Origin of the sequence: Streptomyces durmitorensis, assembly GCF_023498005.1 — a bacterium.
Taxonomy (GTDB): domain Bacteria; phylum Actinomycetota; class Actinomycetes; order Streptomycetales; family Streptomycetaceae; genus Streptomyces; species Streptomyces durmitorensis.
In genome coordinates this window covers 6,634,184-6,658,000 of record NZ_CP097289.1, presented here as the reverse complement: position 1 = coordinate 6,658,000, position 23,817 = coordinate 6,634,184, and the positions used below count along the sequence as shown (strand labels likewise).

Here is a 23,817-nt window from a genome sequence, read left to right as displayed (position 1 = left end):
GCTCAGGGGCTACGGGAGGCGCCCCGCCCGGAGAAATCGGTTGCCCCGAAGCTCAAGTGGCGCTGACCATGGCTGTTCGTGTCCCTCTCCTCCGTACTGCCCGACCTCTCCCCCTGGCGCTCCACGCGTGACTTCCGGCTGCTCTGGGTCCAGGGGCTCGTCACCACCTTCGGCAGCTTCATGGCCCTGGTCGCGCTGCCGTTGCAGATCAAGGACCTCACCGACTCGCCGCTCGCCGTCGGGGCGATGGGCGCGGTCGAGCTGGTCCCGCTGATCGTCTTCGGGCTCTACGGCGGTGCGCTGGCCGACGCGGTCGACCGGCGCAAGGTGATTCTCCTGACCGAGGCGGGACTCGGCCTCCTCGCGGCGGTGCTCCTGCTGAACGCGCTGCTCCCGGAGCCGCTGCTGTGGCCGCTGTACGTGGTGGCGGCCGGAGTCTCCGCGCTCGCGGGACTGCAACGCCCCGCCCTCGACTCCCTGATGGCGCGCATCGTGCCGCACGACCAGCTCATCGCCGCCACCGCGCTCAACTCGCTGCGCTGGAACGTCGGCGCGATCGCGGCCCCCTCGCTGGCGGGCCTGGTCGTCGCCTACGCCGGGCACGCACCCGCGTACGCGGTGACGGTGGTCTGCTTCGCCGCCTCCGTGGCCCTGTGCGCCCGCATCGCCCCCGCGCCGCCCGCGCACGACGCCGAGAAGCCCTCCCTGCGGGGCCTCGCGGAAGGCGCGCGGTACGCGTGGTCGCGGCCGGTGCTGCTCGGCACGTACGCGATCGACATGGCGGCGATGTTCTTCGCCTTCCCGAACACGATCTTCCCGTTCCTCGCGGAGGATCTCGACGCGGAGTGGTCGCTCGGCCTGATGTACGCGGCCGGTGCGGTCGGCTCGCTGCTGCTCAGCCTGACCAGCGGGTGGACCTCGCGGGTGCGGCGGCACGGGCTGCTCGTGGTGTTCGGGGCGGCGGGCTGGGGGCTCGCGATCACGGCCGCGGGATGGTTCGGCAACGTATGGCTGGTGCTCGTCTGCCTGGCCCTCGCGGGCGCGGGCGACATGCTCAGCGGGCTCGGCCGCTCCACGATCTGGAACCAGACGATCCCGGACGAGCTGCGGGGGCGCCTCGCCGGCATCGAGGTGCTCTCCTACAGCGTCGGCCCGCAGCTGGGCCAGGTCCGCGCGGGGGCGGCCGCCGGCTGGACCGGCACCCGCAGCGCGATCTGGTCGGGCGGCCTCGCCTGCGTCGCCTCGGTCGCCGCCCTGACAGCGGTGCTTCCGAAGCTGCTCTCGTACGACGCGACCACCGACGAGGACGCGCTCCGGCGCCGGGAGGTCTCCGCCGCCGGATGACCGGGCGCCCGGCGGCGGGTCAGGCGCTGCCGGCCTGGCCCCGGTCGTCCTTGTCGTGCCACTTCGGGTCGGTCTCCCACTCCAGGTTCCGCTCCGCGGCGGTCTCCATCGCGCGCTGGGCCTCCTCGCGGGACGCGTAGGGCCCGAAGCGGTCCTTGCCGGGGCAGTCGGGGCCCTCCTCGACCTTCTTGTGCTCCAGGCAGTAGTACCACTCGCCCGGCTTGCCGACGGTCCGCTTCTTGAACAGCGCCATGGCCCGCTCCTCTCGTTTCAGTACCGCTGGGTGCTGCTGGGTCCCGCTCTCTGAGCCATGCTGCCCCACCACCGCTGGTTAGACTCGCTGGCATGTCTGGCCAGTCACTGCTCGTCCCAGGGGAGCTCTCCCCCATCCGCCCCGTTCCGGGAAACATCAGGCGCCCGGAGTACGTGGGGAAACCCGCGCCCACCCCGTACAAGGGGCCGGAGGTGCAGACCCCCGAGACCGTCGAGCTGATGCGCACGGCGGGCCGTATCGCCGCGCGCGCGATGGCCGAGGCCGCCAAGCACATCGCGCCCGGCGTGACCACCGATGAGCTGGACCGCGTCGCCCACGAGTACATGTGCGACCACGGCGCCTACCCGTCCACGCTCGGCTACCGCGGCTTCCAGAAGTCGCTGTGCACCTCGGTCAACGAGGTCATCTGCCACGGCATCCCGGACTCCACCGTCCTGGGCGACGGCGACATCATCAACCTCGACGTGACCGCGTACATCGGCGGGGTGCACGGCGACAACAACGCGACATACCTGGTCGGGGACGTCGACGAGGAGTCCACGCTCCTCGTGGAGCGGACCCGTGAGTCCCTCGCCCGCGCCATCAAGGCGGTCAAGCCCGGCCGCCAGATCAACATCATCGGCCGCGTCATCGAGTCGTACGCCAAGCGCTTCGGCTACGGCGTCGTCCGCGACTTCACCGGCCACGGCATCAACACGTCCTTCCACTCCGGCCTGATCGTCCCCCACTACGACAGCCCGCACGCGACGACGGTCATCCAGCCGGGCATGACGTTCACGATCGAGCCGATGCTGACCCTCGGCACGTACGAGTACGACATGTGGGAGGACGGCTGGACCGTGGTGACGAAGGACCGCAAGCGGACCGCGCAGTTCGAGCACACGCTCGTGGTGACGGACACCGGGGCGGAGATCCTTACGCTTCCCTGAGCTCTGAGCGGGTAGCGTTTTACCGACAGGACGTCGGGAACCAGTTGACTTAGGCAAGCCTAACTTGGATGATCGGTGAAGGCCACGCCGGTTCGCACTGGTTCCCGCCCTTCTTCGGCTTTCTACGCTCCATTCGGCTTCGGAGGTCCCTCATGGATCCGTTCTCCACGGTCATCCGCACCGCGTCGCACGAGCAGCACACGGAGGCGGAGACCTCGACGTTCATGAGCGACCTCCTCGGCGGCAGGCTCGGCGTCGACGCGTACGCGCGCTACACCGAGCAGCTGTGGTTCGTGTACCGCGCCCTGGAGGAGGGCGCCGCGGCGCTGAAGGACGGCCCGGTCGCGGGGCCGTTCATACAGCCCGAGCTGCTGCGCGTCGCGGAGCTGGAGCGGGACCTCTCCCATCTGCGGGGCGCGGGCTGGCAGGCCTCGGCCACCCCGCTGCCCGCCACGGCGGCGTACGCGGCGCGGGTCGCGGAGTGCGCGCAGGAGTGGCCCGGCGGCTATGTGGCCCACCACTACACCCGTTACCTCGGCGATCTCTCCGGCGGCCAGATCATCCGCGGCAAGGCGGAGCAGACGTGGGGGTTCGCCCGGAAGGGCGACGGAGTGCGGTTCTACGTCTTCGAGGGAATCTCGAACCCGGCCGCGTTCAAGCGGGGCTATCGGGAGCTGCTGGACGGCCTCGGGGAAGTCGTCCCCGACGAGCTGGAGCGGCAGCGGATCGTGGACGAGTGCAAGCGCGCTTTCGCTTTGAATACCGGGGTGTTCCGCGAGCTGGGGGAAGAGTTCCCGCTGTCCGCGTAAGCACGCGAGGGCCTGGCTGGGGCTCTGCCCCAGACCCCGTACAAGATGTCCTCAATCGCCGGACGGGCTGAAATTTCAGCCCGTCCGGCGATTGAGGACGAACTCGGCGAAGCCGGTGATGGCGGCAACCAAGGCCCCCGCGCCAGAGCGCTCAGCGCCCATCGAGCCGCACACGTCCCCCCACCTCGATCAACCCCCCTGGCCCCGGCGCCGCAAGGATCTGCGAGCCGCGCCCCTGCGTGATGTTCAACGCCCGGCCCAGCTCCGCGCACAACAGCAACGCCGCCGCCCCCGTGGCCTCGTCCTCCCGGATGCCGTCATCGCGCCCCGGAAAGCCCCGGGCACGGACCCGCCCCGCCGCCTCGTCCTCCCACGCCCACGCGTACACCCACTCCCCCTGCGGAGGCACCGCCAGGGCGTCCACCTCGGCCGGGCTCCCGTACGGACGCAGCGTCCGCTCCGGCGCCCATTCCGCACGCGCCGCGATCCAGCTGAACTCCCCGTCCTGACGGGCCTGAACCACCCCCGCGGGCGTGACCAGTTCGGGGACGTCCAGCAGCCAGGACGTACCGACGCAAGGGTGCCCGGCGAAGGGAAGCCGCAGCGTGGGGGTGTAGATGTCGATGACCCCGCGCTCGGGGTCATCGACGAACACCGTCTCGCTGAAGCCGAGCTTCCCGGCGATCTCCTGCCGCTCGCCCCGCCCGGGAACGCGGGCCCCGTCGCGCACGACACCGAGCTCGTTGCCGTGCCGACCGTCGGGCCCGCAGAAGACTCGCAGGACGTCAAGGCCCTCAAGTGGTTCTGTCACCCGGGCATTCAAACATCCTCAGGAAGTGCGGCGCCTGGCCACGAAGACCGCTCCCGCGCCCGCGGCGACGATCACACCCGCCGTCCCGAGCAGCGCACCCGTCGGCACCGACGCACCGGTGGACGCCATCGAGCCGCCCGTGCCGCCGCCGACCGAACCGCCGAGGTCGGACGAACCCCCGCCGGTGGAGCCGGAACCGCCCGTGCCTGCCGTGTCGCCGGTGCCGCCGCTGCCGCCCGGCAGCTGCGCCCCGTCGGCGACCGCGAGAGCCACGGTCACCGGGTCGATCGCGTCACCCTCCTTGTAGCCGGACGGCGCGTCCTCGCTCTCGAACTGCTTCGCGCCCGCCGCGGTGAACGCCGCGGGCACCTTGTCGAGCACGACGACATCGTCCTTCGCCGTGTACGAGGCCTTGGAGAGGTCGAGCGTCGCGAACTTCACGTCGTTGTTGGTGCCCTTGGGCGTGGTGACGTCCACGGTCAGCGTGCCCTTGGTGCCGCTCGCGGCCACCTTGATGTCGCTGAACTTCATGTCGATGCCGTGCGCCTTGTACTGGAAGCGGACGGCGCCCCCGAAGGACGCGTCCAGCTTCTTCGCGTCGCTGTCCACATCGCCCTTGGCGTACGGGAAGTCGTAGCCGTTGTCGTTCTTCTCGGCGCCGCCGGAGAGCGTGGCGCCGCCGCCGGACTCGATGTACCGGCGGAAGCTCTCCTTCACGCCCCAGGCGAGCGAGCCGTCGTGGACCTCGCCCGCGGGCTGCTCGGTGCCGGACGTCGGCTTCGGCGTCGCGGTCGCGGTCGGCTTCGCCGTCGGCTTCGGGGTCTCGGTGGGCTTCGCGGTCGGCTTGGGCGTCTCGGTGGGCTTGTCCGTCGGCTTCGGCGTCTCGGTCGGCTTCTCGGTGGGGGCGCCGCCCTGCTTCACCGAGAGGGTGGCCGGGTCGAGCTTGTCGCCCTCCTTGTACATGCCGTTGAACGCCTTGGCGCCGTCCGCCGTCAGCGTCGCCGGGATGTCCTTGTAGGTCATCGCGCCGCCCTCGCCCGTGCCGGGTGTGATGCCGGTCAGGTCGAGCTTGGCGACGTCGATGTCGTTCTGGGCGGTGCCGTTGAGGCTGACGTCGGCCTGGATGGCGCCGCTCGTGCCCTTCGTGCGGACCTTCACGTCGGCGACCTTGATGTCGAAGCCGTGGGCCGTGGAGGAGAAGCGGACGCTGCCCTTGAAGGCGACGTCGGTGGCGTGCGTCCCGGTGTCGTACGTCCCCTTGCCGTCGGTGAAGGTGAACACCCCGTTGTCGGCGGCCTGCTTGGCGCCGTCCGTGGCCTCGATCTTGCCTGCGGCCATGCCGGTGACGTACTTGCGGAAGGACTCCTTGAAGCCCCAGTCCAGCGTGCCGTCCTTGAGTTCCACCTGCGGCGCTGCGGCGTTGCCGCTGTCCGCGGCGAGCGCCGGAAGGGTCAGGGCGGTCGCGCCGAGCGTGACGGCGGTCGCGACGGCTGCCGCGAGGGTTATGGGACGACGGTTGGCGGCCATGGTCAGGCTTCTCCTTGAGAGACGAGTCAGCAGAGAGACGAGCAAGCAGAGGTGGGACGCGACCCGCGAGAGGTCCGGGAATCCGAACCGAGGGTCAGGAATCCGAGCCGAAAGGTCAGGAGTCCGAGCCGGGGGTGTCCGTCGCCGCACGCTTCTTGCGTACGACGCCGAACGTGACCGCGGCGGCGAGCAGCAGCGCCACGCCCGCGCCGATGCCGATCGGCAGGGCGGGCGACGAGGAGTCGGAGGCGTCCGAAGCGGTGTTCTCGGTCTTCGGCTCGGCCTTCTTCGCCTGCGGTGCCGGGCTCGCGGAGGAGCCGAGGTCCGGCAGCGCGGGCAGCTTCGCGTCGGCGTCGAGGCCGACGGCGAGCGAGAGCGGGTCCATGTCGGAGCCCGCCTTGTACATGCCGCCGAACGCCTTGGCGCCGTCGGCGGTGAGCTTCGAGGGCACCTCGGTGAGGGAGACGAGCCCGTCCTTCGGCTTCAACTCCTCGGCCGCGAAGGTGATCAGGGGTGCCTTCTTCAGCGTGACGCCCTTGCTGCTTTTGCTGCCCTTGCTGTCGACGTCCGCGAAGAGCGTGCCCTTGCCGTCCTTCACCTCGACGGCGACCTTGCTCAGCGCGAGATCGAGGCCGTGCTCACCGGTGAAGCGCACCGCGCCCGCGAAGTCCGCGTCGAGGGTCTGCTTCTTCTTGTCGTACGTCCCCTCGCCCCGCGGGAAGCGGAAGAGCGCGCCCCCGTCCTGGGCCCCGGCGGACAGTTTCCATTCGCCCTGGGCGATGGAGCCGGTGACGTACTCCCGGAAGGTGCGGCGCACGCCCCAGTCGACGGCGGCGTCCTCGATACGGCCGGCCTTCGCCTTCTCGTCGGACTTCGCGGACTGAGAGGGCTTCGGCGAGGGCTTCTTGGAGGGCTTGTCGGAGCCGGAACCGGAGCCGGACTTCGCCGCGAGGTCCGTCGACAGGCTCACCCGGTCGAGCTCGGTGCCCGCCGTGTAGTACCCGGCGAAGGCCTTCGCACCCTGGGAAGTGAGCGTGGCGGGAAGGTTATCGAGGGCGATCGGGCCCGCGCCGCCCTTCATGTTGATGCCGGACATGCCGAGGGTCGCGAGCGGCACCTGGGCGGTGGATGTGACCTTGCCCGTGCCCTTCTCCTTGCTGACCATGTCGGCGTAGAGCGTGCCGGAGCCGCCGGAGATCTTGACGGTGGGGCGGCTGATGGTGAGGTCCAGCTCGTACGAGCCGCCCTTCTTGTGCCCGAGGAAGCGCACCCCTCCGGAGAAGGCGGCGCTGAAGGCCCCGCTGTCCGGGTCGTACGAACCCTTCGCCGAATGGAAGCGGAACTGACTGCCGCCGACCGTGGCGGCCCCGCCCTGGAGCGTCGAACTCCCCTGCGCGATCGGCCCGGTGACGTAGCTCTGGAAGGAGGATTTGATGCCCCAGTCGAGCCGTCCGCCCTGGACCGTGCGGCCTTGCGCGTGCGCGGTGGCCGCCGGCAGCAGTGCTCCGACGAGCGCGGTGAGCACGGCCACGGCTCCGGCGCGGGCGATGGCTCGCGCCTGTCTTGAGGACGACATGGGACCCCTCCAGGTGTGGCTAATGAGGTAAGGCTAACCTAAACTACGATCACTCCGGCCGGAACCCCCATCCCGGCCACCCGCGCCCCAAGCGCCCCACAGCAGAACCGCAGCAGACCCGCAACAGACCGACAGCTGACCGACAACAGACCCTCAACAGCACGACAGGACGGTGGACTTCGGTGCGTATGCCGCGCTCACTCCGTATCGCCGGCGCGTGGACCGCCGTTCTCGCCCTGGCCCTCACGGGCTGCGGATCGTCGTCGGACGGCGGTGGCGGGACCTCCCCTAAGGCGAAGGCCGCGGCTTCCGCGCCCGACCGGGTCGAGCCGCTGAAGTCCCGCCCCGAGCCCGCGCTCCCCGCCACCGTCACGTCGGCCGACGGCAAGAAGGTCACCGTCGAGGACACGAGCCGCATCGTGCCGCTGACCGGCAGCCTCAGTGAGATCGTCTTCACGCTCGGGCTCGGAAAGAACGTCGTGGCCCGCGACATCACCGCCACCTTCGAGCAGGCGAAGAAGCTGCCGGTGGTGACACGTGCGCACGACGTCTCGGCGGAGAGCGTCCTGTCCCTGAAGCCGACGGTCGTCCTCGCTGACACCTCGACGGGGCCCGCCGAGGCCATCGGCCAGATCCGGGACGCGGGCATCCCGCTGGTCGTGTTCGACCCGGCGAAGGGCCTCGACGACGTGGCTCCGCGGATCGAGGCGGTGGCCAAGACCCTGGGCGTCGAGAAGTCGGGCGACGAGCTCAAGTCCCGTACGCAGGAACGGATCGCGAAGGCACGGAAGTCCATCCCGGCATCCGCCCGCACCGAGAAGCCCCGCGTCGCCTTCCTCTACCTGCGCGGCTCGGCCTCCGTCTATCTGCTCGGCGGCCGCGAGTCCGGCGCGAGTTCGCTCCTGGAGGCGGCGGGCGCCGTCGACGCGGGCAAGGAGTCGGGCCTGAAGAAGGACTTCACGGCGATCACCAGCGAGGCGCTGGCCAAGGCGGCACCCGACGCGATCCTGGTCATGTCGAAGGGGCTCGAATCCGTGGACGGCGTGGACGGGCTGCTCAAGATCCCGGGCGTCGCCGAGACCCCCGCGGGGCTCGACCGCCGCATCGTCTCGATCGACGACGGGGTGCTCCTGAACTACGGGCCGCGGACGGACCAGGTCCTGAAGTCGCTGGTGGAGCAGTTGTACGGGAGCGCGAAGTGAGCGTCCTCGCCAAGCCGGTGGACGACAGAGCCGCATCGCGGGAGCCGCACAAGCCCGGCGTCCGCCGCCGGAGCGCGACCGCCGCCCTCACCCTCGGCCTCGTCGCCGTCCTCGTCCTCCTCTGTCTCCTCTCCGCCGGCATCGGCGCGTACGACATCCCCCTCGGGGACGTCCTCAGCTCCGTACAGCACCGGATCGGTCTCGGCGGGAGCGCGCTCGACCGGGTCGGCGAGAGCGTCCTGTGGAACGTGCGGCTGCCGCGCGTGACGCTCGCCCTGCTCGTCGGGGCGTCGCTCGGCTGCGCGGGGGCGCTCATGCAGGGCGTGTTCGGCAATCCGCTCGCCGAGCCCGGCGTCATCGGGATCTCGGCGGGCGCGGCCGTCGGCGCGGTGGCGTCGATCGCGCTCGGGCTCAGCTTCTTCGGGAACTGGACCGTGACGGTCTGCGCGTTCGTCGCCGGGCTCGCCACCGTCCTTCTCGTGTACGCCCTTTCGCGCAACGGCGGGCGCACCGAGGTCGTCACGCTCATCCTCACCGGGATCGCGGTGAACGCGTTCGCGGGGGCACTGATCGGGCTCTGCATCTTCTTCGCGGACAACGCACAGATCACCCAGATCACCTTCTGGCAGCTCGGCTCGCTCTCGGGTGCGACGTGGCCGAAGGTGCTCGCCGTGCTGCCGTGTGCGGTGGCCGGTCTGGCCGTGGCGCCGCTGTACGCACGGAAGTTGGACCTCCTCGCGCTCGGCGAGCGGCCCGCGCGGCATCTGGGGGTCGACGTCGAGCGGCTGCGGCTGGTGCTTGTCCTGGTGGTGGCGCTGCTGACCGCCGCCGCCGTGGCCGTCGCGGGGATCATCACGTTCGTCGGACTCCTCGTCCCGCATCTGCTGCGGATGGCGGCGGGGCCCGGGCACCGCTTCCTCGTGCCGGGCAGTGCGCTGGGCGGTGCGGTCGTCCTGGTCGGCGCGGATCTCGCGGCGCGGACGGTGGCGGCTCCGGCGGAGCTGCCACTCGGGGTGCTCACCGCGCTCTTCGGGAGCCCGTTCTTCTTCTGGCTGCTGCGCAGGACCCGTCGTAAGCAAGGGGGTTGGGCATGACGGTCAAGACGAGCAAGACGGGCAAGACGGGCATGGTCGGGTGGATCGCCGGGCGGCTGTTCTCGTCCGGACGCGGGCGTGCGCTGCCGGGGCCCGTCTCACCCGGCGACGCACTGGCCGAGGCGTCGGGGCTGCGGGTGCGGCTCGGGGGGCGCGAGGTCCTTGCCGGGGTGTCCCTGACCGCGCGGGCTGGCGAGGTGCTTGCCCTGGTCGGGCCCAACGGGGCGGGGAAGTCGACGCTGCTGGCCGCCCTTGCCGCGGACCTTCCGGCCGACGAAGGGGCGGTACGCGTCTGCGGGCGGCCCACCACGGCGTGGGCCGCCCGCGAACTGGCCCTGCGGCGCGCCGTGTTGCCGCAGGCCGCCGCGCTCTCCTTCCCCTTCGCGGTCGAGGACGTCGTACGGATGGGGCGCGCGCCCTGGGCGGGTACGGCGCGGGAGGACGAGGACGACCGTGTCGTGCGGGAGGCGATGGCCGCGACGGAGGTGAGCGAGTTCGCCACCCGTCCCTTCTCCGCGCTCAGCGGGGGTGAGCGGGCGCGGGTCGCGCTGGCCCGTGTCCTCGCCCAGCGGGCGCCGCTGCTGCTGCTCGACGAGCCGACCGCGGCGCTCGATCTGCGCCACCAGGAGCTGGTGCTCCGGGTCTGCCGGGAGCGGGCCGCCGCGGGGGATGCGGTGGTGGTGGTGCTGCATGACCTGGGGCTTGCGGCGGCGTACGCGGATCGTGTGGCGGTGCTTCAGGGTGGGGGCATCGCTGCGGAGGGCCGTCCGGTCGAGGTGTTCACCGGGGAGCTCCTGAGCGAGGTGTACCGGCAGCCGGTCGAGGTCTTTCCGCATCCCCGGACGGGGGCTCCGCTGGTTGCCCCCGTCCGGGGCTGAAGGCGGTCCCTGCGGGGCTTCCCCCATCCCGCCCCTTCCCGACTGGGGCTCCGTCCCAGACCCCGTACAAGATGGCCTCAAACTCCCCCAAGCTCTTAAGGAGCAGGGGGGACCCCATCCGGGCTGGAACCATCCAGCCCGACTTGACCCCCTCTTTGCCACCCCATGAACCCCCCATCACCCCACCGTGACACCCCCGTGAGCACCCCAAACCGTTGAGAGGTGAATCACGGAACAGCTGGGTATCGACCAGGTAAGGGTCGGTTAAGTTAGGTCCGCCTCACCGGCATGCCGGAACCGTCCGTGACCCGCCTTGGAGCCCCTATGCGCCCCGTCCGCCTCCCCGTCGCCACTGCCATAGCCGCAGCGGCAGCGCTCACCGCCGTCACGGGCTGCACCGAGAAGAGCGACGCCAAGAGCGGTGGCAACACCGTCGAGGTGACCGCCACCGACGACAAGTGCGAGGTCTCCAAGACCAAGCTCAGCTCCGGGCACGTCGAGCTCGCCATCGAGAACAAGGGCTCCAAGGTCACCGAGGTCTACCTCCTCTTCCCCGACGACCGCATCGTCAGCGAGCGCGAGAACATCGGCCCCGGCACGAAGCAGAAGCTCACCGCCGAGGTGAAGTCCGGCTCGTACCAGATCGCCTGCAAGCCCGGCATGAAGGGCGACGGCATCCGCCAGAAGGTCACCGTCAGCGGCGGCAAGGCCGTCAAGCGCGACCCGCGTCTGGACAAGGCCGTCGCCGACTACCGCGCCTACGCGCAGGAGCAGGCCGACGCGACGCTGCCCAAGGTGAAGCTCTTCACCGACGCCGTCCGCGAGGGCGACATCGAGGGCGCGAAGAAGACGTACTCCAACTCCCGCATCGGCTGGGAGCGCACCGAGCCCGTCGCCGAGTCCTTCGGCGACATCGACCCGAAGGTCGACCTGCGCGAGGACGGCCTGGAGGAGGGGCAGGACCTGGAGAAGGACTGGACGGGCTGGCACCGTCTGGAGCGGGCCCTGTGGAAGGACAAGAAGATCGGCGAGCGCGAGAAGGAGCTCGCCACGCAGCTGGACAAGGACCTCAAGGACTGGCAGAACCGCGTCGGCAAGGCCGAGATCACCCCGACCTCCATGGCCAACGGCGCCAAGGAGCTCCTCGACGAGGTCGCCACCGGCAAGGTCACCGGCGAGGAGGAGCGCTACTCGCACACCGACCTCGTCGACTTCAAGGCGAACGTCGAGGGCGCCGAGGAGGCGTACGGCCTGCTCAAGGCGGTCGCGTCGGAGAACGACCCGGCGCTCACCAAGGAGCTCGACAAGCAGTTCGCGGCCCTGGACAAGCTGCTCGACAAGTACCGCCAGGGCGGCGGCAAGGACTCGTACACGTTCACGTCGTACGACAAGCTCGACAAGGCGGACACGAAGGAACTGGCGGACGGCGTCAACGCGCTCGCGGAGCCGCTGTCGAAGCTGGCCGCCGCCGTCGTCGTCAAGTCCAAGTAGTGGCTGGGGGGAACCGGAACGATGGCTGAGATCACCGACGACACGGGCACGGCGCCCGTTCCTGACGAGGCGGACAAGGGCGCCGGCTCCGGTTCCCCCTCGCGGCGTTCGCTCCTCGGCTGGGGCGGTGCGGGGCTCGCGCTCGGCGCCGCGGTGACCGGGGGCGCGGTGGCGGTGGCCCGGTCCGGGGACGATGCCGTGCCGGCCGCGTCGGCGGGCGGCGCGGTCGCCTTCCACGGCAAGCACCAGGCGGGCATCGCGACCGCCGTCCAGGACCGGCTGCACTTCGCCGCGTTCGACGTGAAGACGGACGACCGCGAGCAGTTCGTGCAGCTCCTGAAGGACTGGACGAAGGCCGCCGCGCGGATGACCGCGGGGCACCAGGTCGGCGAGGGTGCCTTCGGCGGGCTCGCCGAGGCGCCGCCGGACGACACCGGCGAGGCGCTCGGACTCAAGCCGTCCCGGCTCACCCTCACCATCGGCTTCGGGCCTGGTCTCTTCGAGAAGTTCGACCTGGCGGATCGCCGTCCCGAAGCCCTCGTCGATCTCCCGAAGTTCCCCGGCGACAACCTCGACAGGTCCCGCAGCGGCGGCGACCTCTGCGTGCAGGCCTGCGCGGACGACCCGCAGGTCGCCGTGCACGCCATCCGCAACCTCGCCCGCATCGGCTTCGGCAAGGTCGCGGTGCGCTGGTCGCAGCTCGGCTTCGGGAAGACCTCGTCGACGACGCCGGGTGCGCAGACGCCCCGTAACCTCTTCGGCTTCAAGGACGGCACGCGCAACGTCTCGGGCGAGGACGCCTCCGCGCTCGCGAAGCACGTGTGGGTCGGCGAGAAGGACGGGCCCGGCTGGATGGCCGGCGGCTCGTACCTCGTCGCGCGCCGCATCCGCATGAACGTCGAGACCTGGGACCGGACTCCGCTCGGCGAGCAGGAGGACATCTTCGGGCGCGACAAGGGCGAGGGCGCTCCGGTCGGCAGGGCCAAGGAGCACGACGAGCCGTTCCTGAAGGCGATGAAGCCCGACTCGCACGTCCGGCTCGCGCACCCGGACACCAACGACGGTGCGACGATCCTGCGCCGCGGCTACTCCTTCACGGACGGCACCGACGGCCTCGGCCGCCTGGACGCGGGGCTGTTCTTCCTCGCGTACCAGCGGGACGTCCGCACGGGGTTCATTCCGGTGCAGCGCACGCTGTCGCGCTCCGACACGCTCAACGAGTACATCCAGCACGTGGGTTCAGCGGTCTTCGCGATCCCGCCGGGCGTCCGCGGCAAGGACGACTGGTGGGGCCGGGCACTGTTCGGCTGAGGGGATCTGACAGACATGTTCGGCAATTACCTGATCGGCCTGCGCGAGGGTCTCGAGGCCAGCCTGGTCGTCTGCATTCTCATCGCCTATCTGGTGAAGACGGAGCGGCGCGACGCCCTCAAGCCCATCTGGATCGGCATCGGCGTCGCGTGCGCGCTCGCGCTCGGCTTCGGCTGTGCGCTCACCTTCGGTTCGCAGGAGCTGACGTTCAAGGCGCAGGAGGCGCTGGGCGGTTCGCTGTCCATCGTCGCCGTGGCCCTGGTGACGTGGATGGTCTTCTGGATGCGGCGTACGGCCCGTCATCTCAAGGCGGAGCTGCACGGCAAGCTGGACGCGGCGCTGCAGATGGGCACCGGCGCCCTGGTCGCCACCGCGTTCCTCGCCGTGGGCCGGGAGGGCCTGGAGACCGCGCTGTTCGTGTGGGCGTCGGTGCGGGCGTCGGGCGACGGCACGCCGGGGCCGCTGATCGGCGTGCTCCTGGGGCTGCTCACCGCGATCGCGCTCGGCTGGCTGTTCTACAAGGGCACGGTCCGCATCAACCTGGCCAGGTTCTTCACCTGGACCGGCGCGATGCTGGTGGTCGTGGCGGCGGGCGTGCTCGCGTACGGCGTCCATGACCTGCAGGAGGCGGAGTTCCTCGGCGGGCTGCAGAACAAGGCGTTCGACATCAGCGCGACGATCCCGCCGGACAGCTGGTACGGCACGCTCCTGAAGGGCGTCTTCAACTTCCAGCCCGATCCGACGGTTGTCCAGGTCACGGTGTGGCTGCTGTACCTGATCCCGACGCTCGCGTTCTTCTTCGCCCCGGTAGGGTTCGGGCCCGGGAAGGGGAAGGTGAACGCAACGCATGAGCAGGCTTCCAAGGCAGCGCACTCCGATGCGGGGCGGACGGTCGCAGCGGACGGTCCGGTACGCGATGGCGGCGTCGACGGCGACCGTACTGACGGTGACGGCGACCGGGTGCGTGACGGTGCACGGGGAGCGGGAGGTCATCCCGTCGGCGACGAAGGCTGAGGCCGACCGCGCTCTGCAGGACTTCCTCACCGCGTACAACAAGGCCGAGAAGGCGTACGACCCGGCCCTGGACGCGGCCCGGGTCACGGGCCCGCTGGGCGCCATCAACCAGGCGGGCCTGAAGTCGCGGGGCGCGCAGAAGCCGGGCGGCAACCCCAAGCAGGTGCCGCTCGAACTGACGGACGCGAAGTACTCGATCCCCAAGAAGGCCGGCTGGCCCCGGTGGTTCGTCGCGGACACGAAGTCCAACCGCAGGGGCGACCTGCGCTGGGTCCTCGTCTTCACGAAGGGCAGCAAGGACCAGCTGTGGGAGGCGTCGTACCTGAACCTCGTGGCGCCCGACAAGATGCCCGAGCTGAAGAAGGACAAGGACGGCTGGGCCGAGCCGGTCGCGGTGAACTCGTCGGCGCTGGCCGTGGCGCCGAAGAACCTCGGCAAGGAGTACACGACGTATCTGAAGTCGGGCGGCGACACGTTCGCGCCGGGCGATCACACGTCGACGTGGAAGGCGTTCCGCGACAAGAACACCAAGCGCCGCGGCATCGCCGTCCAGTACATCGACGAGCCGAAGAACGACGGAGCGTTCGCGCCGGTGGGCCTGCGCACCCAGGACGGCGGCGCGATGGTCTTCTTCTCGACGCACCACTACGAGAAGCAGACCGCCGCGAAGGGCGTGAATCTCACCGTCGAACCCGACGTGAAGCCTCTCCTGACGGGCGAGGTCAAGCAGTCGGTGATGCTGGAGCGCGTCTCCAACCAGGTCGTCGTGGACCCGGCGGGGACGGGCAAGGTGACGTTCCTGAGCCGCATCCAGGGCCTGACGGGCGCGAAGGGCGAGTAACCCGTCCTTCGCGCGCGGGCGTCAGCGGGCGGTCAGCCCCTCAACGGCCAGGCGGCGACGTCGTGCTGGGGCTCGCCCGCGACGCGGGCGCACTCGTCGGTGAGCGTCTCCAGGAGCGTCAGTGGGTCCGGGAGCGCGTGCTCGGGTCCGCGGATCCAGGTGACCGCCATCTCGCCCGGCAGCCGCGCGGGCGGCACGAGGACGTACGAACCGCGGCAGTGCCAGCGGAAGCCCGGGTGTTCGTTCGTCGTCTCGGGGTGGCAGTCCAGCTCACAGGGCCACCACTCGTCCTCGTCCTCGGGGGTGCCGCGCGTGAGCGTGAAGAAGAGCATCCGCCCCTCGTCCATGGCGCCCTCGGACTCGGCGACGGGACCCACGTCGATGCCGTCGGCGAGCAGCCTGGCGAGCGCCTCGCGCCCGGCGGCGAGCGGCACGTCCAGGACGTCGTGGACCATGCCCGTCGCGGTGATGAAGTTGGCCTGCGGCTGGTGCCTGGCCCAGCGCTCGATCTGCCCGCGGTCGGTCGTGGACTGCGTCTGCCAGGCGAAGGAGATGGGGTGCCTGGCGGGGGTGGGACACCCGATGCGGTCGCAGGAACATCGGTACGCGGAGGGGTGCGCCGCCGGTGAGAGCGGCAGACCCGCTGCCGCGGCGGCGACGAGCAGGGCCTCGCGGCTCGCCTCCTCGCCTGCCGTGTCCTGTGGTCGGGGACGTCGGCGAAGCCACTGGGAAATCCTGCTCTGTCCGCCTGACCGGCGGCCGAACTCCGCGCCCATCTATCCCCTCACCTCGCATTTGTGCCGAGAAGCATGTCCCATGGTCGCACCATCCTGCTCCTCGGGGGGCCAGAGCCCACATCCGGGGTAGCTGGGGTGATGCAAGGCGCAGGGTGACATCGCGCGTCATTGCGTACTAACAGGGGATATACCCCCCTACCGTGTTCGCCATGGTCACAAGGACTGTGCTCTCGGGACTCTCGGGGCTCATGAGCCTCACCACACTGACCCTCGCACCCCCCGCCGGCCCCCTCACCCCGCTCGAATGGGGCGGCGGCGGCCCCCTGACGGTGGAGGCCCTCCCCCGGATCACGTACACCGCGCACCGGGGCGGCGCCCTGGAGGTGCCGGAGAACAGCATGTCCGGCCTGGTCGCGGCCTACGCGCGCGGCACGGCCCAGGTCATCGACGTCGATACGCGGATGCTGCGCGACGGCACGCTCGTGGCCCTGCACGACGCGACCCTGGACCGCACGACGACCTCCAAGGGCCCGGTGCGCTCGCTCACCCTGCGCCAGTGGCGGCAGGTCAGGCTGCGGCCGAGCCCGGGACTGCCCGGCGCCTGGCGCTCCGAGCGGCCGCCGACGGTCGCCGAGGTCCTCGACCGCTTCGGCGGGCGGATCGTGCTGATGCTGGAGGCGAAGGATCCGCGCAGCCTGCGGACGCTCGGCTCGCTGATCCGCGCGCGGGGCCTGACCCGCTCGGTGTTCGTGAACTCGAACGAGCCCCGCGTCGCATCGCGCGCCCACCAGATGGGCCTGCTCGCGCAGCTGTGGCGCTCCAAGGCGCAGATGCGCACGGACCGTCCCGCGCGGTGGGCCGGGTTCGTGGACGTCCTGGACGTGGACCACAGGGCGCGTGACGTGGATCTGCTGCGCGCGGTCGACTCCGGGATCCCCCGGGTGTGGGCGCACACGGTGACGACTCCGGGTCAGCGCGACCGGGCGCTGCGGCTCGGCGTCAACGGCGTGATCACGGACACACCGGGGCTGCTCGCGCGGACGCCGGTGAAGGCGGCGAAGGGCGTGGGCGCCGTCGGTCTGCGGGAGCGGTGGCCGATCGACCCCGCGTGATCAGCGCGGGGCGATGCCGTGGAGTGCGTACTCGACGAGCTTGTCGCCGTATTCGTGCGTGAGCGGTCCCGTGCGCTGCAGCCAGCGCTGGGCGAGCGGGCCCGTCCACAGCTCCAGGGCGATGCGGGGGTCCACTTCGGGGGCGACCTGGCCGGCTTCCTGGGCTTTCCGCAGCCGCTTCACGTAGAGCTGGAGCGAGGGTTCGAGGAGCTTCTCCACGTACTCGGCGCCGATCTCCTCGTTGAGCATGCCCTCGGCGGCCAGCGCCCGGTAAGGGGCGTCGTACTTGGGGTTCTTGAGCTCGTCGATGGTGGCCCGCACGACGTACTTGAGGTCGGCCTCCAGGTCTCCGGAGTCCGGGATCTCGCGCTCGATCTCGTGGCCCGCCGCCGCGCTGGCCTCCTCGCTCGCCTGGTGGCCGAGGTCGAGGAAGGCGTCGAGCAGGACGGCGCCCTTCGAGGGCCACCAGCGGTAGATCGTCTGCTTGCCCACGCCCGCACGGGAGGCGATGGCCTCGATCGTGAGCTTGGCGTAGCCGACCTCGGAGACGAGTTCGAGGGCGGCGTCATAGATCGCGCGGCGCGAACGCTCGCTGCGGCGCTTGGAGTCTGGGGCGGTTTTCTGGACCATGCCGTCGAATGTAGCAGCGAACGAGCCGAGACGTACCGTCTCATGAACCCTTGACAAGACGAACCGTCTCGTTCACAGTAATCGAGAACGCGAGACGAGACGTCTCGCCGGGAACTCTCGATCCGGAGGTACGCACATGTCACGAGGCGGAGCAGGAAACATGCTGGGCGTGGGCGGTACGCGCACCAACCTCTCCCGCAAGGCCATGCGCGGCGGGGGCCGCGGCGGCCAGGTCGGCGGCGGGCTCAGCCCGCAGGCGCAGAAGCGCGAGCTGCTGCGCAAGCTCCAGGAAGGACGCTCGGCACACGGCGAGTCATGAGAAGGGGACGTCGACGGCACCGCTGGCGTCCTGACCATCCACCAACCCGGGTGGACCACTCACTGAACCACCCGTTCAGATCACAGCGCGAGGGCTCCTCAGACCGCACCATGGGCAGCAACTGACCATCGCGGTACGTGAGGAGCCCTCGTTGAGTCGTTTTCCTCGTCGCGCCACACCCCGGCGCTATCTGATGTGCTCACCCGCACACTTCAAGGTCACGTACTCCATCAACCCCTGGATGGACCCCTCGAAACCGGTCGACGTCCCGCTGGCCGTCGCCCAGTGGGAGGACCTGCGCGACCGCTACCGCTCGCTCGGCCACACCGTCGAGGAGCTCACCCCCCGTCCCGGCCTGCCGGACATGGTCTTCGCCGCGAACGGCGCGACCGTCATCGGGGGCCGCGTGCTCGGCGCGCGGTTCGCCTATCCCGAGCGCGGCGACGAAGCCCTGGCCCACCTGGAGTGGTTCCGGGAGCACGGCTTCACGGACCTCCACGAACCCGTGCACATCAACGAAGGCGAGGGCGACTTCGCCGTCACGTCCTCCTACGTCCTGGCCGGCCGCGGTTTCCGGGCCAGTCCCCTGTCGCACGGGGAGGCGCAGGAGTTCTTCGGCCGCCCGGTGCTCGGACTCGACCTCGTCGATCCCCGCTACTACCACCTGGACACGGCGCTGGCGGTGCTCGACGACACGAGCGACGACGTCATGTACTACCCGCCCGCGTTCTCGCCGGGCAGCCAGGCCGTCCTGCGGCGCCTCTTCCCCGACGCGCTGATCGCCGATGAGCCGGACGCGGTGGCTCTGGGGCTCAACGCGGTCTCGGACGGCCTGCACGTGCTGCTCCCGCAGGCCGCGGTCGGCCTCTTCGCACCGCTGCGGGAGCGTGGCTACGAACCCGTCGGCATGGACCTGGGCGAGCTGCTCAAGGGCGGCGGCAGCGTGAAGTGCTGCACGCAGGAGCTGCGCGGCTAGGGCCTGGGCCCTAGCTCTCCTGGTGGGGCGGCCAGGCGTCGCCCCACTCCGCGTCACGGGCCGCGCGGTACAGCGGTCCGTGGCGCTTGGTCACCGTCTCGCGGTGCAGTGTTTCGTCAGCGGCGCACAGGTCGAGCAGGACCTGGCCCTTGCGGATCTGCGGCTTGCGCACGACGCGCTCGCCCGCCGGATCGGCGTCGAAGCGGACCGCCGCCACATAGCTGAACTTCTCGTCCTCGTACGCCAGTGAGCCGCCCTTGACCTTCCGGTGCAGGGACGAGCGGCTGACGCGGGCGGAGAAGTGGCACCAGTCCTCGCCGGGCACGATCGGGCAGGCGGAGCTGTGCGGGCAGGGTGCGGCGATCCGGAAGCCGGCGGCGATCAGGCGGTCCCGCGCCTGAATGACGCGCGTGTAGCCGTCGGGGGTGCCCGGCTCGACGATGACGACGGCCTGGGCGGCCGCTGCCGCCGCCGCGTCCACGAGGGAGCGCCGGTCGTCCTCCGTCAGCTCCTTGAGGACGTACGACACCGTGACGAGATCGGTGCTCTCGATGCTGAGCGCCGCTCCGATACGAGAGCGCTGCCACTGCGCGGCCTTCAACACCGGGTTCGCGGCGGCCAGTTCACGCCCCAGCGCGAGGGCCGGCTCCGCCCAGTCGAGGACCGTGACGGGCCGCTCGCCGTCCCAGGTGGCGCTCACCGCCCAGGTCGCCGCGCCGGTCCCGCCGCCGACGTCCACATGGCTGCCGGGCGCCCACCCCGCGGGCGCCGCGTCCGCGAGGGCACCGAGCGCGGAACGCACCGCCTCGAAGGTCGCGGGCATGCGGTACGCGGCGTACGCGGCGACGTCCGCGCGGTCGCGCAGGATCGGGGCGTCGGTCGGGGTGCGGCCCCGGTAGTTGGCGATCAGCCGGTCGACGGCTTGCGTGGCCTGCTTGGGCGGAAGCCCGTCGAGGAGCCCCGCGAGGGCGCTGCGCAGGGTCTCGGCCGGGGAGGCCGGGGAAATCGGGGCGTTCACCCCGTGATTCTACGGGGCCGTCCAGCAGGCGCGGGGCGCCCCGTAAGGGGCGCGGGGAACTGCGCGACCAGCCCCCACCGGGGCCGCAGACACCGCCGCACCGGGCCGCACGGGCAGGGCTGCCGGCGCACGAAGCACGCCCCGTAAGGGGCGCGGGGAACTGCGCGAGCAACCCCCACCGGGGCCGCAGACACCGCCGCACCGGGCCGCACGGGCAGGGCTGCCGGCGCACGAAGCACGCCCCGTAAGGGGCGCGGGGAACTGCGCGAGCAACCCCCACCGGGGCCGCAGGTGAATCACCGCCCCCCCCAGCGGAGCCCCCGCTCAGCGGGCCGCGCGGGCCAGGCGGGTCGCCGCCCGGGCCCGGGGTCCGCTGTCGGCAGACCCGCGCCGCGGGTGGACCGTGTTCGCCAGGAGGATCAGGAACGTGTCCGTGGCGGGGTCCATGACCAGCGACGTCCCGGTGAACCCCGTGTGCCCCGCCGCACCGCGCCCCGCGAGTTCCCCCATGAACCACGCCTCGTCGAGGGCGAAGCCGAGCCCCGGCGGCGTCAGCATCAGCTCCACGAAGTCCGGGCCGAGGATGCGCGCCGTGCCGTACGAGCCGCCGCAGAGCAGCGCGCGGCAGAAGACCGCGAGGTCGCGTGCGGTGGAGAAGAGCCCGGCGTGACCCGCGACGCCGCCGAGCGCCCAGGCGTTCTCGTCGTGCACCTCGCCCCGCAGCATCCCCCGGTCGGCCTTGGCCCAGGGCCTGCGCTGGTCCTCGGTGGCCGCGGCGTCGGGGCGCGGCCCGAAGGAGGTGGCCGCCATGCCGAGCGGCCGGGTGATGCCCTCGCGGATCAGGACGTCGAGGGGGCGGCGCGTGATGCGCTCCAGGACGTGCTGGAGGAGCAGCATGTTCAGGTCGGAGTAGAGGTGGTCGCCCGGCGGTCCTGAGGGGGCCTCGGCCCGCAGCGCGGCGAGGCGCGCCGCGTCGTCCGGGCAGTCGTACAGCGGGAGTTCGGGGCGGAGCCCCGAGGTGTGCGTGAGCAGCTGGCGCACCGTGATGCCGTGCTCGGCCGCCGCCCTGAACTCGGGGACGTACGCCGAGACCAGCGCGTCGATGCCGAGCGTGCCGCGCTCCAGCTGCTGCATCGCGGCGACCGTCGTGAACAGCTTCGTCAGCGAGGCCAGGTCGAAGGGCGTGCCGGTGCGGGTCAACACCTGCTCCGCGGGCGGCAGTTCGACGCCCGCGTCCGTCTCGGGGTCGTACGCGGCATAGCGCACCGCGCGGCCCACCGCCTCCTCCACGGCGATCACCGGCCCGCGTCCGGCGATCACGACGGCGCCGGAGCACCAGGGCCGCTCGCCGCGCGTCAGCGCGCGCACCTCGCGTACGAGGTGGGCCATCTCGTCCGTGTCGAGCCCCGCACGGTCCGGCGTCCCGGCGCGCAGCAGGCGTGGCGCGGTCAGTGGTCCGTCCCCTCCCGAGTCGGCCTGGCCGAGTGCTGCCAGGGGCGGCACAGTCCCACGAAGCAGCCGATGGCCGCCAGACCGCAGGCGAGCTGGACGACGGCCATCGGGACGGCCGTGGCCTCTCCCGCGATGCCCACGAGCGGCGAGGCGATCGCGCCGACGAGGAAGGAGGACGTGCCGAGCAGCGCCGACGCGGAGCCCGCGGCGTGCGGCGTGCGCATCAGGGCGAGGGCGTTGGTGTTGGGCATCGCGAGGCCCATCGCGGACATCAGGACGAAGAGCCCGGCGGCGACGGGGAAAAGCCCGACGTCGCCGAAGACGCCCGAGGTCATCAGGAGCAGCGCGGTGGCGGCGAGCACGATGACCGTCAGGCCGAAGGCCAGCGCCTTGTCGAGGCTGACCCGGCCGACGAGGAGCTTGCCGTTGATCTGGCCGACGACGATCAGGCCGACGGAGTTCACGCCGAAGAGGAGGCTGAAGGTCTGCGGGGAAGCGCCGTAGATCTCCTGGATGACGAACGGCGACGCGGAGATGTACGCGAACAGCGCGGCGAAGGCGAAGCCGCCCGCGATCATGTACCCGGTGAAGACGCGGTCGGCGAGGAGCGACTTCATGGTGCGCAGCGCCTCGACGGTGCCGCCGCTGTGCCGCTTCTGCGGGGCGAGCGTCTCGGGCAGGCTCCGCCAGACCACCGCCGTCAGGACGATGCCGATCACCGTGAGCACGGCGAAGATGCCGTGCCAGTCGGTGAGGCGCAGGACCTGGCCGCCGATGAGGGGCGCGACGACCGGGACGACCCCGGAGATCAGCATGAGCGTGGAGAAGAAGCGGGCCATCTCCACGCCGTCGTAGAGATCGCGCACGACGGCGCGGGCGATGACGATGCCCGCGGCGCCCGCCAGGCCCTGCAACAGGCGGAAGCCGACGAGGAGTTCGACGGTGGGCGCGAACGCGCAGATCGCGGTGGCGAGGACGTAGATGAGGAGCCCGATGCGCAGCGGTCTGCGCCGCCCCCACTTGTCGCTCATCGGCCCCACGACGAGCTGCCCGAGCGCCATGCCGGTGAGGCAGGCGGTGAGGGTCAGCTGCGCGGTCGCGGCGGACGTGTGCAGGGAGCGGGTGACCTCCGGGAGCGCCGGCAGGTACATGTCCATGGAGAGCGGCGGGACCGCGGTGAGTCCGCCGAGGACGAGCGTGACGAGCAGGCCCGTGCGGCGCTGGGCGGTGCGGGCCGGAGCGGCGGGGGCGGTGGCGGGGCCCGGTTCCGACGTCCTGGACTGCCGTATGAGGGGGGCTTCGGACCCCCTCGTGGTGCGGCTGCCGTGCTCCGGCATACGGTTTCCCTCCCGATTAGGCGTGCGATTACCTATGCTCTCAGCTCAGCTGTGCTGGTTGAGACCATTTCCGCGGTACTCCGCGGTACGGACAGGGGCCCCTGTGGTGGAAGACAACCGTGAGTCCGTGCGCTGGGGCATCCTCGCCACGGGCGGGATCGCCGCGTCGTTCACGGCGAACCTCCTTGACATGCCGGACGCGGAGGTCGTCGCGGTGGCGTCGAGGACCGACGCGTCGGCGAAGGCGTTCGCCGAGCGGTTCGGGATACCGCGCGCCTACGGGGAGTGGGGCGCGCTCGCCGAGGACAAGGACGTCGACGTCGTGTACGTGGCGACGCCGCACGCCTCGCACCGGGCCGCGGCGGGGCTGTGCCTGGACGCGGGCCGCGCGGTGCTCTGCGAGAAGGCGTTCGCGCTGAACGCGCGCGAGACGCGGGAGCTGGTGACACTCGCCCGGCAGCGGGGCCTCTTCCTGATGGAGGCCATGTGGATGTACTGCCATCCGCTGGTCAGGCGGCTGAAGGCACTGATCGACGACGGGGCGATCGGCGAGGTGCGCACCGTGCAGGCCGACTTCGGCCTTGCCGGGCCCTTCCCGCCCGCGCACCGCCTGCGTGACCCGGCGCAGGGCGGTGGCTCGCTGCTCGATCTCGGGGTGTACCCGGTGTCGTTCGCGCAGCTGCTGCTCGGTGAGCCGTCGGGAGTCACCGCGAGAGCAACGCTCTCGGATGAGGGCGTCGATCTCCAGACGGGAATGCTGCTCTCGTGGGAGAGCGGTGCTCACGCTTTGTTGCACTGCTCCATCAACGCGGGCACCCCCGTCACCGCCTCCGTCACCGGTTCGAAGGGCCGTATCGACGTCCCGGACGGCTTCTTCTTCCCGGAGCGCTTCGTCCTGCACCGCGACGGCCGCGACCCCGAGGAGTTCACCGCCCTGCCCGAGCACGGCCCCCGCGACAGCCTCAAGCACGAGGCCGCCGAGGTCATGCACCGGCTGCGCGCGGGCGACACCGAGTCCCCCCTCGTCCCCCTCGACGGCACCCTCGCGGTGATGCGGACCCTGGACGCGGTGCGGGAGCGGATCGGGGTGCGCTACCCGGGCGAGTGAGCGCACCCCGCGCGTCCTGCGCGTCCT

Annotated in this window: 23 protein-coding genes; 14 read left to right on the top strand and 9 right to left on the bottom strand. The window is 71.3% G+C overall.

Translation table 11 applies throughout. The features are described 5' to 3' along the window. Positions 1–72: 72 nt before the first annotated feature. On the top strand, positions 73–1,344 hold the full coding sequence (locus M4V62_RS29670) for an MFS transporter (RefSeq protein ID WP_249593073.1): 1,272 nt from the start codon (positions 73–75) through the stop codon (positions 1,342–1,344). Between the two features lie 19 nt (positions 1,345–1,363). Here the strand turns inward: M4V62_RS29670 and M4V62_RS29665 are convergent, their stop codons facing one another. Next, complete coding sequence (locus M4V62_RS29665; RefSeq protein WP_249590247.1) at positions 1,364–1,597, bottom strand: hypothetical protein; 234 nt, start codon at positions 1,595–1,597, stop codon at positions 1,364–1,366. A gap of 92 nt (positions 1,598–1,689) precedes the next feature. Between M4V62_RS29665 and map the strand changes: the two genes are divergently transcribed. Next, positions 1,690–2,547, top strand: a complete 858-nt coding sequence (gene map, locus M4V62_RS29660) for a type I methionyl aminopeptidase (protein WP_249590246.1) — start codon at positions 1,690–1,692, stop codon at positions 2,545–2,547. A gap of 152 nt (positions 2,548–2,699) precedes the next feature. Further along, positions 2,700–3,356 (top strand): biliverdin-producing heme oxygenase, encoded by a 657-nt coding sequence (locus M4V62_RS29655; RefSeq protein WP_249590245.1) that lies wholly within the window; start codon positions 2,700–2,702, stop codon positions 3,354–3,356. Positions 3,357–3,507: 151 nt separating this feature from the next. Here the strand turns inward: M4V62_RS29655 and M4V62_RS29650 are convergent, their stop codons facing one another. The 3 genes from M4V62_RS29650 to M4V62_RS29640 all read right to left on the bottom strand — a co-directional run bounded on the left by M4V62_RS29650 (position 3,508) and on the right by M4V62_RS29640 (position 7,270). Then, positions 3,508–4,167: a PhzF family phenazine biosynthesis protein gene (locus M4V62_RS29650; protein WP_249590244.1), complete on the bottom strand. Its 660-nt coding sequence runs from the start codon at positions 4,165–4,167 to the stop codon at positions 3,508–3,510. 18 nt (positions 4,168–4,185) lie between these two features. After that, a complete protein-coding gene (locus M4V62_RS29645; RefSeq protein ID WP_249590243.1) occupies positions 4,186–5,694 on the bottom strand; it encodes an HtaA domain-containing protein in 1,509 nt (502 codons plus the stop codon). A 115-nt stretch (positions 5,695–5,809) separates the two neighbouring features. Continuing rightward, positions 5,810–7,270 carry an HtaA domain-containing protein gene (locus tag M4V62_RS29640; RefSeq protein ID WP_249590242.1) on the bottom strand — a complete coding sequence of 487 codons (1,461 nt, stop codon included), beginning with the start codon at positions 7,268–7,270 and terminating at the stop codon, positions 5,810–5,812. Positions 7,271–7,458: 188 nt separating this feature from the next. Between M4V62_RS29640 and M4V62_RS29635 the strand changes: the two genes are divergently transcribed. From M4V62_RS29635 to M4V62_RS29605, 7 genes are all read left to right on the top strand, one after another. Next, positions 7,459–8,472: a heme/hemin ABC transporter substrate-binding protein gene (locus tag M4V62_RS29635; RefSeq protein ID WP_249590241.1), complete on the top strand. Its 1,014-nt coding sequence runs from the start codon at positions 7,459–7,461 to the stop codon at positions 8,470–8,472. A gap of 17 nt (positions 8,473–8,489) precedes the next feature. After that, positions 8,490–9,566, top strand: a complete 1,077-nt coding sequence (locus M4V62_RS29630; RefSeq protein ID WP_249593072.1) for a FecCD family ABC transporter permease — start codon at positions 8,490–8,492, stop codon at positions 9,564–9,566. 32 nt (positions 9,567–9,598) lie between these two features. After that, on the top strand, positions 9,599–10,444 hold the full coding sequence (locus M4V62_RS29625) for a heme ABC transporter ATP-binding protein (RefSeq protein WP_249593071.1): 846 nt from the start codon (positions 9,599–9,601) through the stop codon (positions 10,442–10,444). Positions 10,445–10,768: 324 nt separating this feature from the next. Then, positions 10,769–11,935, top strand: coding sequence for an iron uptake system protein EfeO (gene efeO, locus M4V62_RS29620; protein ID WP_249590240.1), 1,167 nt, complete (start codon positions 10,769–10,771; stop codon positions 11,933–11,935). 21 nt (positions 11,936–11,956) lie between these two features. Further along, positions 11,957–13,246 (top strand): iron uptake transporter deferrochelatase/peroxidase subunit, encoded by a 1,290-nt coding sequence (gene efeB, locus M4V62_RS29615; protein WP_249590239.1) that lies wholly within the window; start codon positions 11,957–11,959, stop codon positions 13,244–13,246. A gap of 15 nt (positions 13,247–13,261) precedes the next feature. Then, positions 13,262–14,260 (top strand): iron uptake transporter permease EfeU, encoded by a 999-nt coding sequence (efeU, locus tag M4V62_RS29610; protein WP_249590238.1) that lies wholly within the window; start codon positions 13,262–13,264, stop codon positions 14,258–14,260. After that, positions 14,163–15,101 carry an SCO2278 family lipoprotein gene (locus tag M4V62_RS29605; RefSeq protein WP_249593070.1) on the top strand — a complete coding sequence of 313 codons (939 nt, stop codon included), beginning with the start codon at positions 14,163–14,165 and terminating at the stop codon, positions 15,099–15,101. Before efeU ends, M4V62_RS29605 begins: the two co-directional genes overlap by 98 nt. 32 nt (positions 15,102–15,133) lie before the next feature. Here the strand turns inward: M4V62_RS29605 and M4V62_RS29600 are convergent, their stop codons facing one another. Further along, positions 15,134–15,877, bottom strand: coding sequence for a bifunctional DNA primase/polymerase (locus M4V62_RS29600; RefSeq protein ID WP_249590237.1), 744 nt, complete (start codon positions 15,875–15,877; stop codon positions 15,134–15,136). A 170-nt stretch (positions 15,878–16,047) separates the two neighbouring features. On the opposite strand from M4V62_RS29600, the gene M4V62_RS29595 reads away from it, so the two are divergent. Next, positions 16,048–16,950, top strand: a complete 903-nt coding sequence (locus tag M4V62_RS29595) for a glycerophosphodiester phosphodiesterase (RefSeq protein WP_249590236.1) — start codon at positions 16,048–16,050, stop codon at positions 16,948–16,950. Here M4V62_RS29595 and M4V62_RS29590 read toward each other — a convergent pair whose 3' ends face one another. Then, entirely contained in the window at positions 16,951–17,580 is a 630-nt protein-coding gene (locus tag M4V62_RS29590; protein ID WP_249590235.1) for a TetR/AcrR family transcriptional regulator, read from the bottom strand. It abuts the gene before it with no gap. Between the two features lie 136 nt (positions 17,581–17,716). Here M4V62_RS29590 and M4V62_RS29585 point away from each other — a divergent pair, with 136 nt between their 5' ends. Further along, positions 17,717–17,899 (top strand): DUF6243 family protein, encoded by a 183-nt coding sequence (locus M4V62_RS29585; RefSeq protein WP_249590234.1) that lies wholly within the window; start codon positions 17,717–17,719, stop codon positions 17,897–17,899. A 151-nt stretch (positions 17,900–18,050) separates the two neighbouring features. Further along, the gene (gene ddaH, locus M4V62_RS29580) at positions 18,051–18,875 is read left to right on the top strand and encodes a dimethylargininase (protein WP_344646372.1); all 825 of its coding nucleotides are present in this window, start codon (positions 18,051–18,053) and stop codon (positions 18,873–18,875) included. A 10-nt stretch (positions 18,876–18,885) separates the two neighbouring features. On the opposite strand, the gene M4V62_RS29575 is transcribed toward ddaH, so the two are convergent. From M4V62_RS29575 to M4V62_RS29565, 3 genes are all read right to left on the bottom strand, one after another. After that, positions 18,886–19,893 carry a small ribosomal subunit Rsm22 family protein gene (locus tag M4V62_RS29575; RefSeq protein WP_249590233.1) on the bottom strand — a complete coding sequence of 336 codons (1,008 nt, stop codon included), beginning with the start codon at positions 19,891–19,893 and terminating at the stop codon, positions 18,886–18,888. 324 nt (positions 19,894–20,217) lie between these two features. Next, positions 20,218–21,387 carry a serine hydrolase domain-containing protein gene (locus M4V62_RS29570; RefSeq protein ID WP_249593068.1) on the bottom strand — a complete coding sequence of 390 codons (1,170 nt, stop codon included), beginning with the start codon at positions 21,385–21,387 and terminating at the stop codon, positions 20,218–20,220. After that, positions 21,342–22,682: a multidrug effflux MFS transporter gene (locus M4V62_RS29565; protein ID WP_249590232.1), complete on the bottom strand. Its 1,341-nt coding sequence runs from the start codon at positions 22,680–22,682 to the stop codon at positions 21,342–21,344. Before M4V62_RS29565 ends, M4V62_RS29570 begins: the two co-directional genes overlap by 46 nt. 127 nt (positions 22,683–22,809) lie before the next feature. Between M4V62_RS29565 and M4V62_RS29560 the strand changes: the two genes are divergently transcribed. After that, positions 22,810–23,790 carry a Gfo/Idh/MocA family protein gene (locus M4V62_RS29560; RefSeq protein ID WP_425575195.1) on the top strand — a complete coding sequence of 327 codons (981 nt, stop codon included), beginning with the start codon at positions 22,810–22,812 and terminating at the stop codon, positions 23,788–23,790. Positions 23,791–23,817 lie beyond the last annotated feature (27 nt).

What these genes read in the sequence shown, in the direction of transcription:
- M4V62_RS29665 (WP_249590247.1), bottom strand. Translation starts at nt 1,597, where the DNA reads ATGGCGCTGTTCAAGAAGCGGACCGTCGGCAAGCCGGGCGAGTGGTAC.
- map (WP_249590246.1), top strand. Translation starts at nt 1,690, where the DNA reads ATGTCTGGCCAGTCACTGCTCGTCCCAGGGGAGCTCTCCCCCATCCGC.
- M4V62_RS29655 (WP_249590245.1), top strand. Translation starts at nt 2,700, where the DNA reads ATGGATCCGTTCTCCACGGTCATCCGCACCGCGTCGCACGAGCAGCAC.
- M4V62_RS29645 (WP_249590243.1), bottom strand. Translation starts at nt 5,694, where the DNA reads ATGGCCGCCAACCGTCGTCCCATAACCCTCGCGGCAGCCGTCGCGACC.
- M4V62_RS29640 (WP_249590242.1), bottom strand. Translation starts at nt 7,270, where the DNA reads ATGTCGTCCTCAAGACAGGCGCGAGCCATCGCCCGCGCCGGAGCCGTG.
- M4V62_RS29635 (WP_249590241.1), top strand. Translation starts at nt 7,459, where the DNA reads ATGCCGCGCTCACTCCGTATCGCCGGCGCGTGGACCGCCGTTCTCGCC.
- M4V62_RS29625 (WP_249593071.1), top strand. Translation starts at nt 9,599, where the DNA reads ATGGTCGGGTGGATCGCCGGGCGGCTGTTCTCGTCCGGACGCGGGCGT.
- efeO (WP_249590240.1), top strand. Translation starts at nt 10,769, where the DNA reads ATGCGCCCCGTCCGCCTCCCCGTCGCCACTGCCATAGCCGCAGCGGCA.
- efeB (WP_249590239.1), top strand. Translation starts at nt 11,957, where the DNA reads ATGGCTGAGATCACCGACGACACGGGCACGGCGCCCGTTCCTGACGAG.
- efeU (WP_249590238.1), top strand. Translation starts at nt 13,262, where the DNA reads ATGTTCGGCAATTACCTGATCGGCCTGCGCGAGGGTCTCGAGGCCAGC.
- M4V62_RS29605 (WP_249593070.1), top strand. Translation starts at nt 14,163, where the DNA reads ATGGCGGCGTCGACGGCGACCGTACTGACGGTGACGGCGACCGGGTGC.
- M4V62_RS29600 (WP_249590237.1), bottom strand. Translation starts at nt 15,877, where the DNA reads ATGGGCGCGGAGTTCGGCCGCCGGTCAGGCGGACAGAGCAGGATTTCC.
- M4V62_RS29595 (WP_249590236.1), top strand. Translation starts at nt 16,048, where the DNA reads ATGGTCACAAGGACTGTGCTCTCGGGACTCTCGGGGCTCATGAGCCTC.
- M4V62_RS29590 (WP_249590235.1), bottom strand. Translation starts at nt 17,580, where the DNA reads ATGGTCCAGAAAACCGCCCCAGACTCCAAGCGCCGCAGCGAGCGTTCG.
- M4V62_RS29585 (WP_249590234.1), top strand. Translation starts at nt 17,717, where the DNA reads ATGTCACGAGGCGGAGCAGGAAACATGCTGGGCGTGGGCGGTACGCGC.
- M4V62_RS29565 (WP_249590232.1), bottom strand. Translation starts at nt 22,682, where the DNA reads ATGCCGGAGCACGGCAGCCGCACCACGAGGGGGTCCGAAGCCCCCCTC.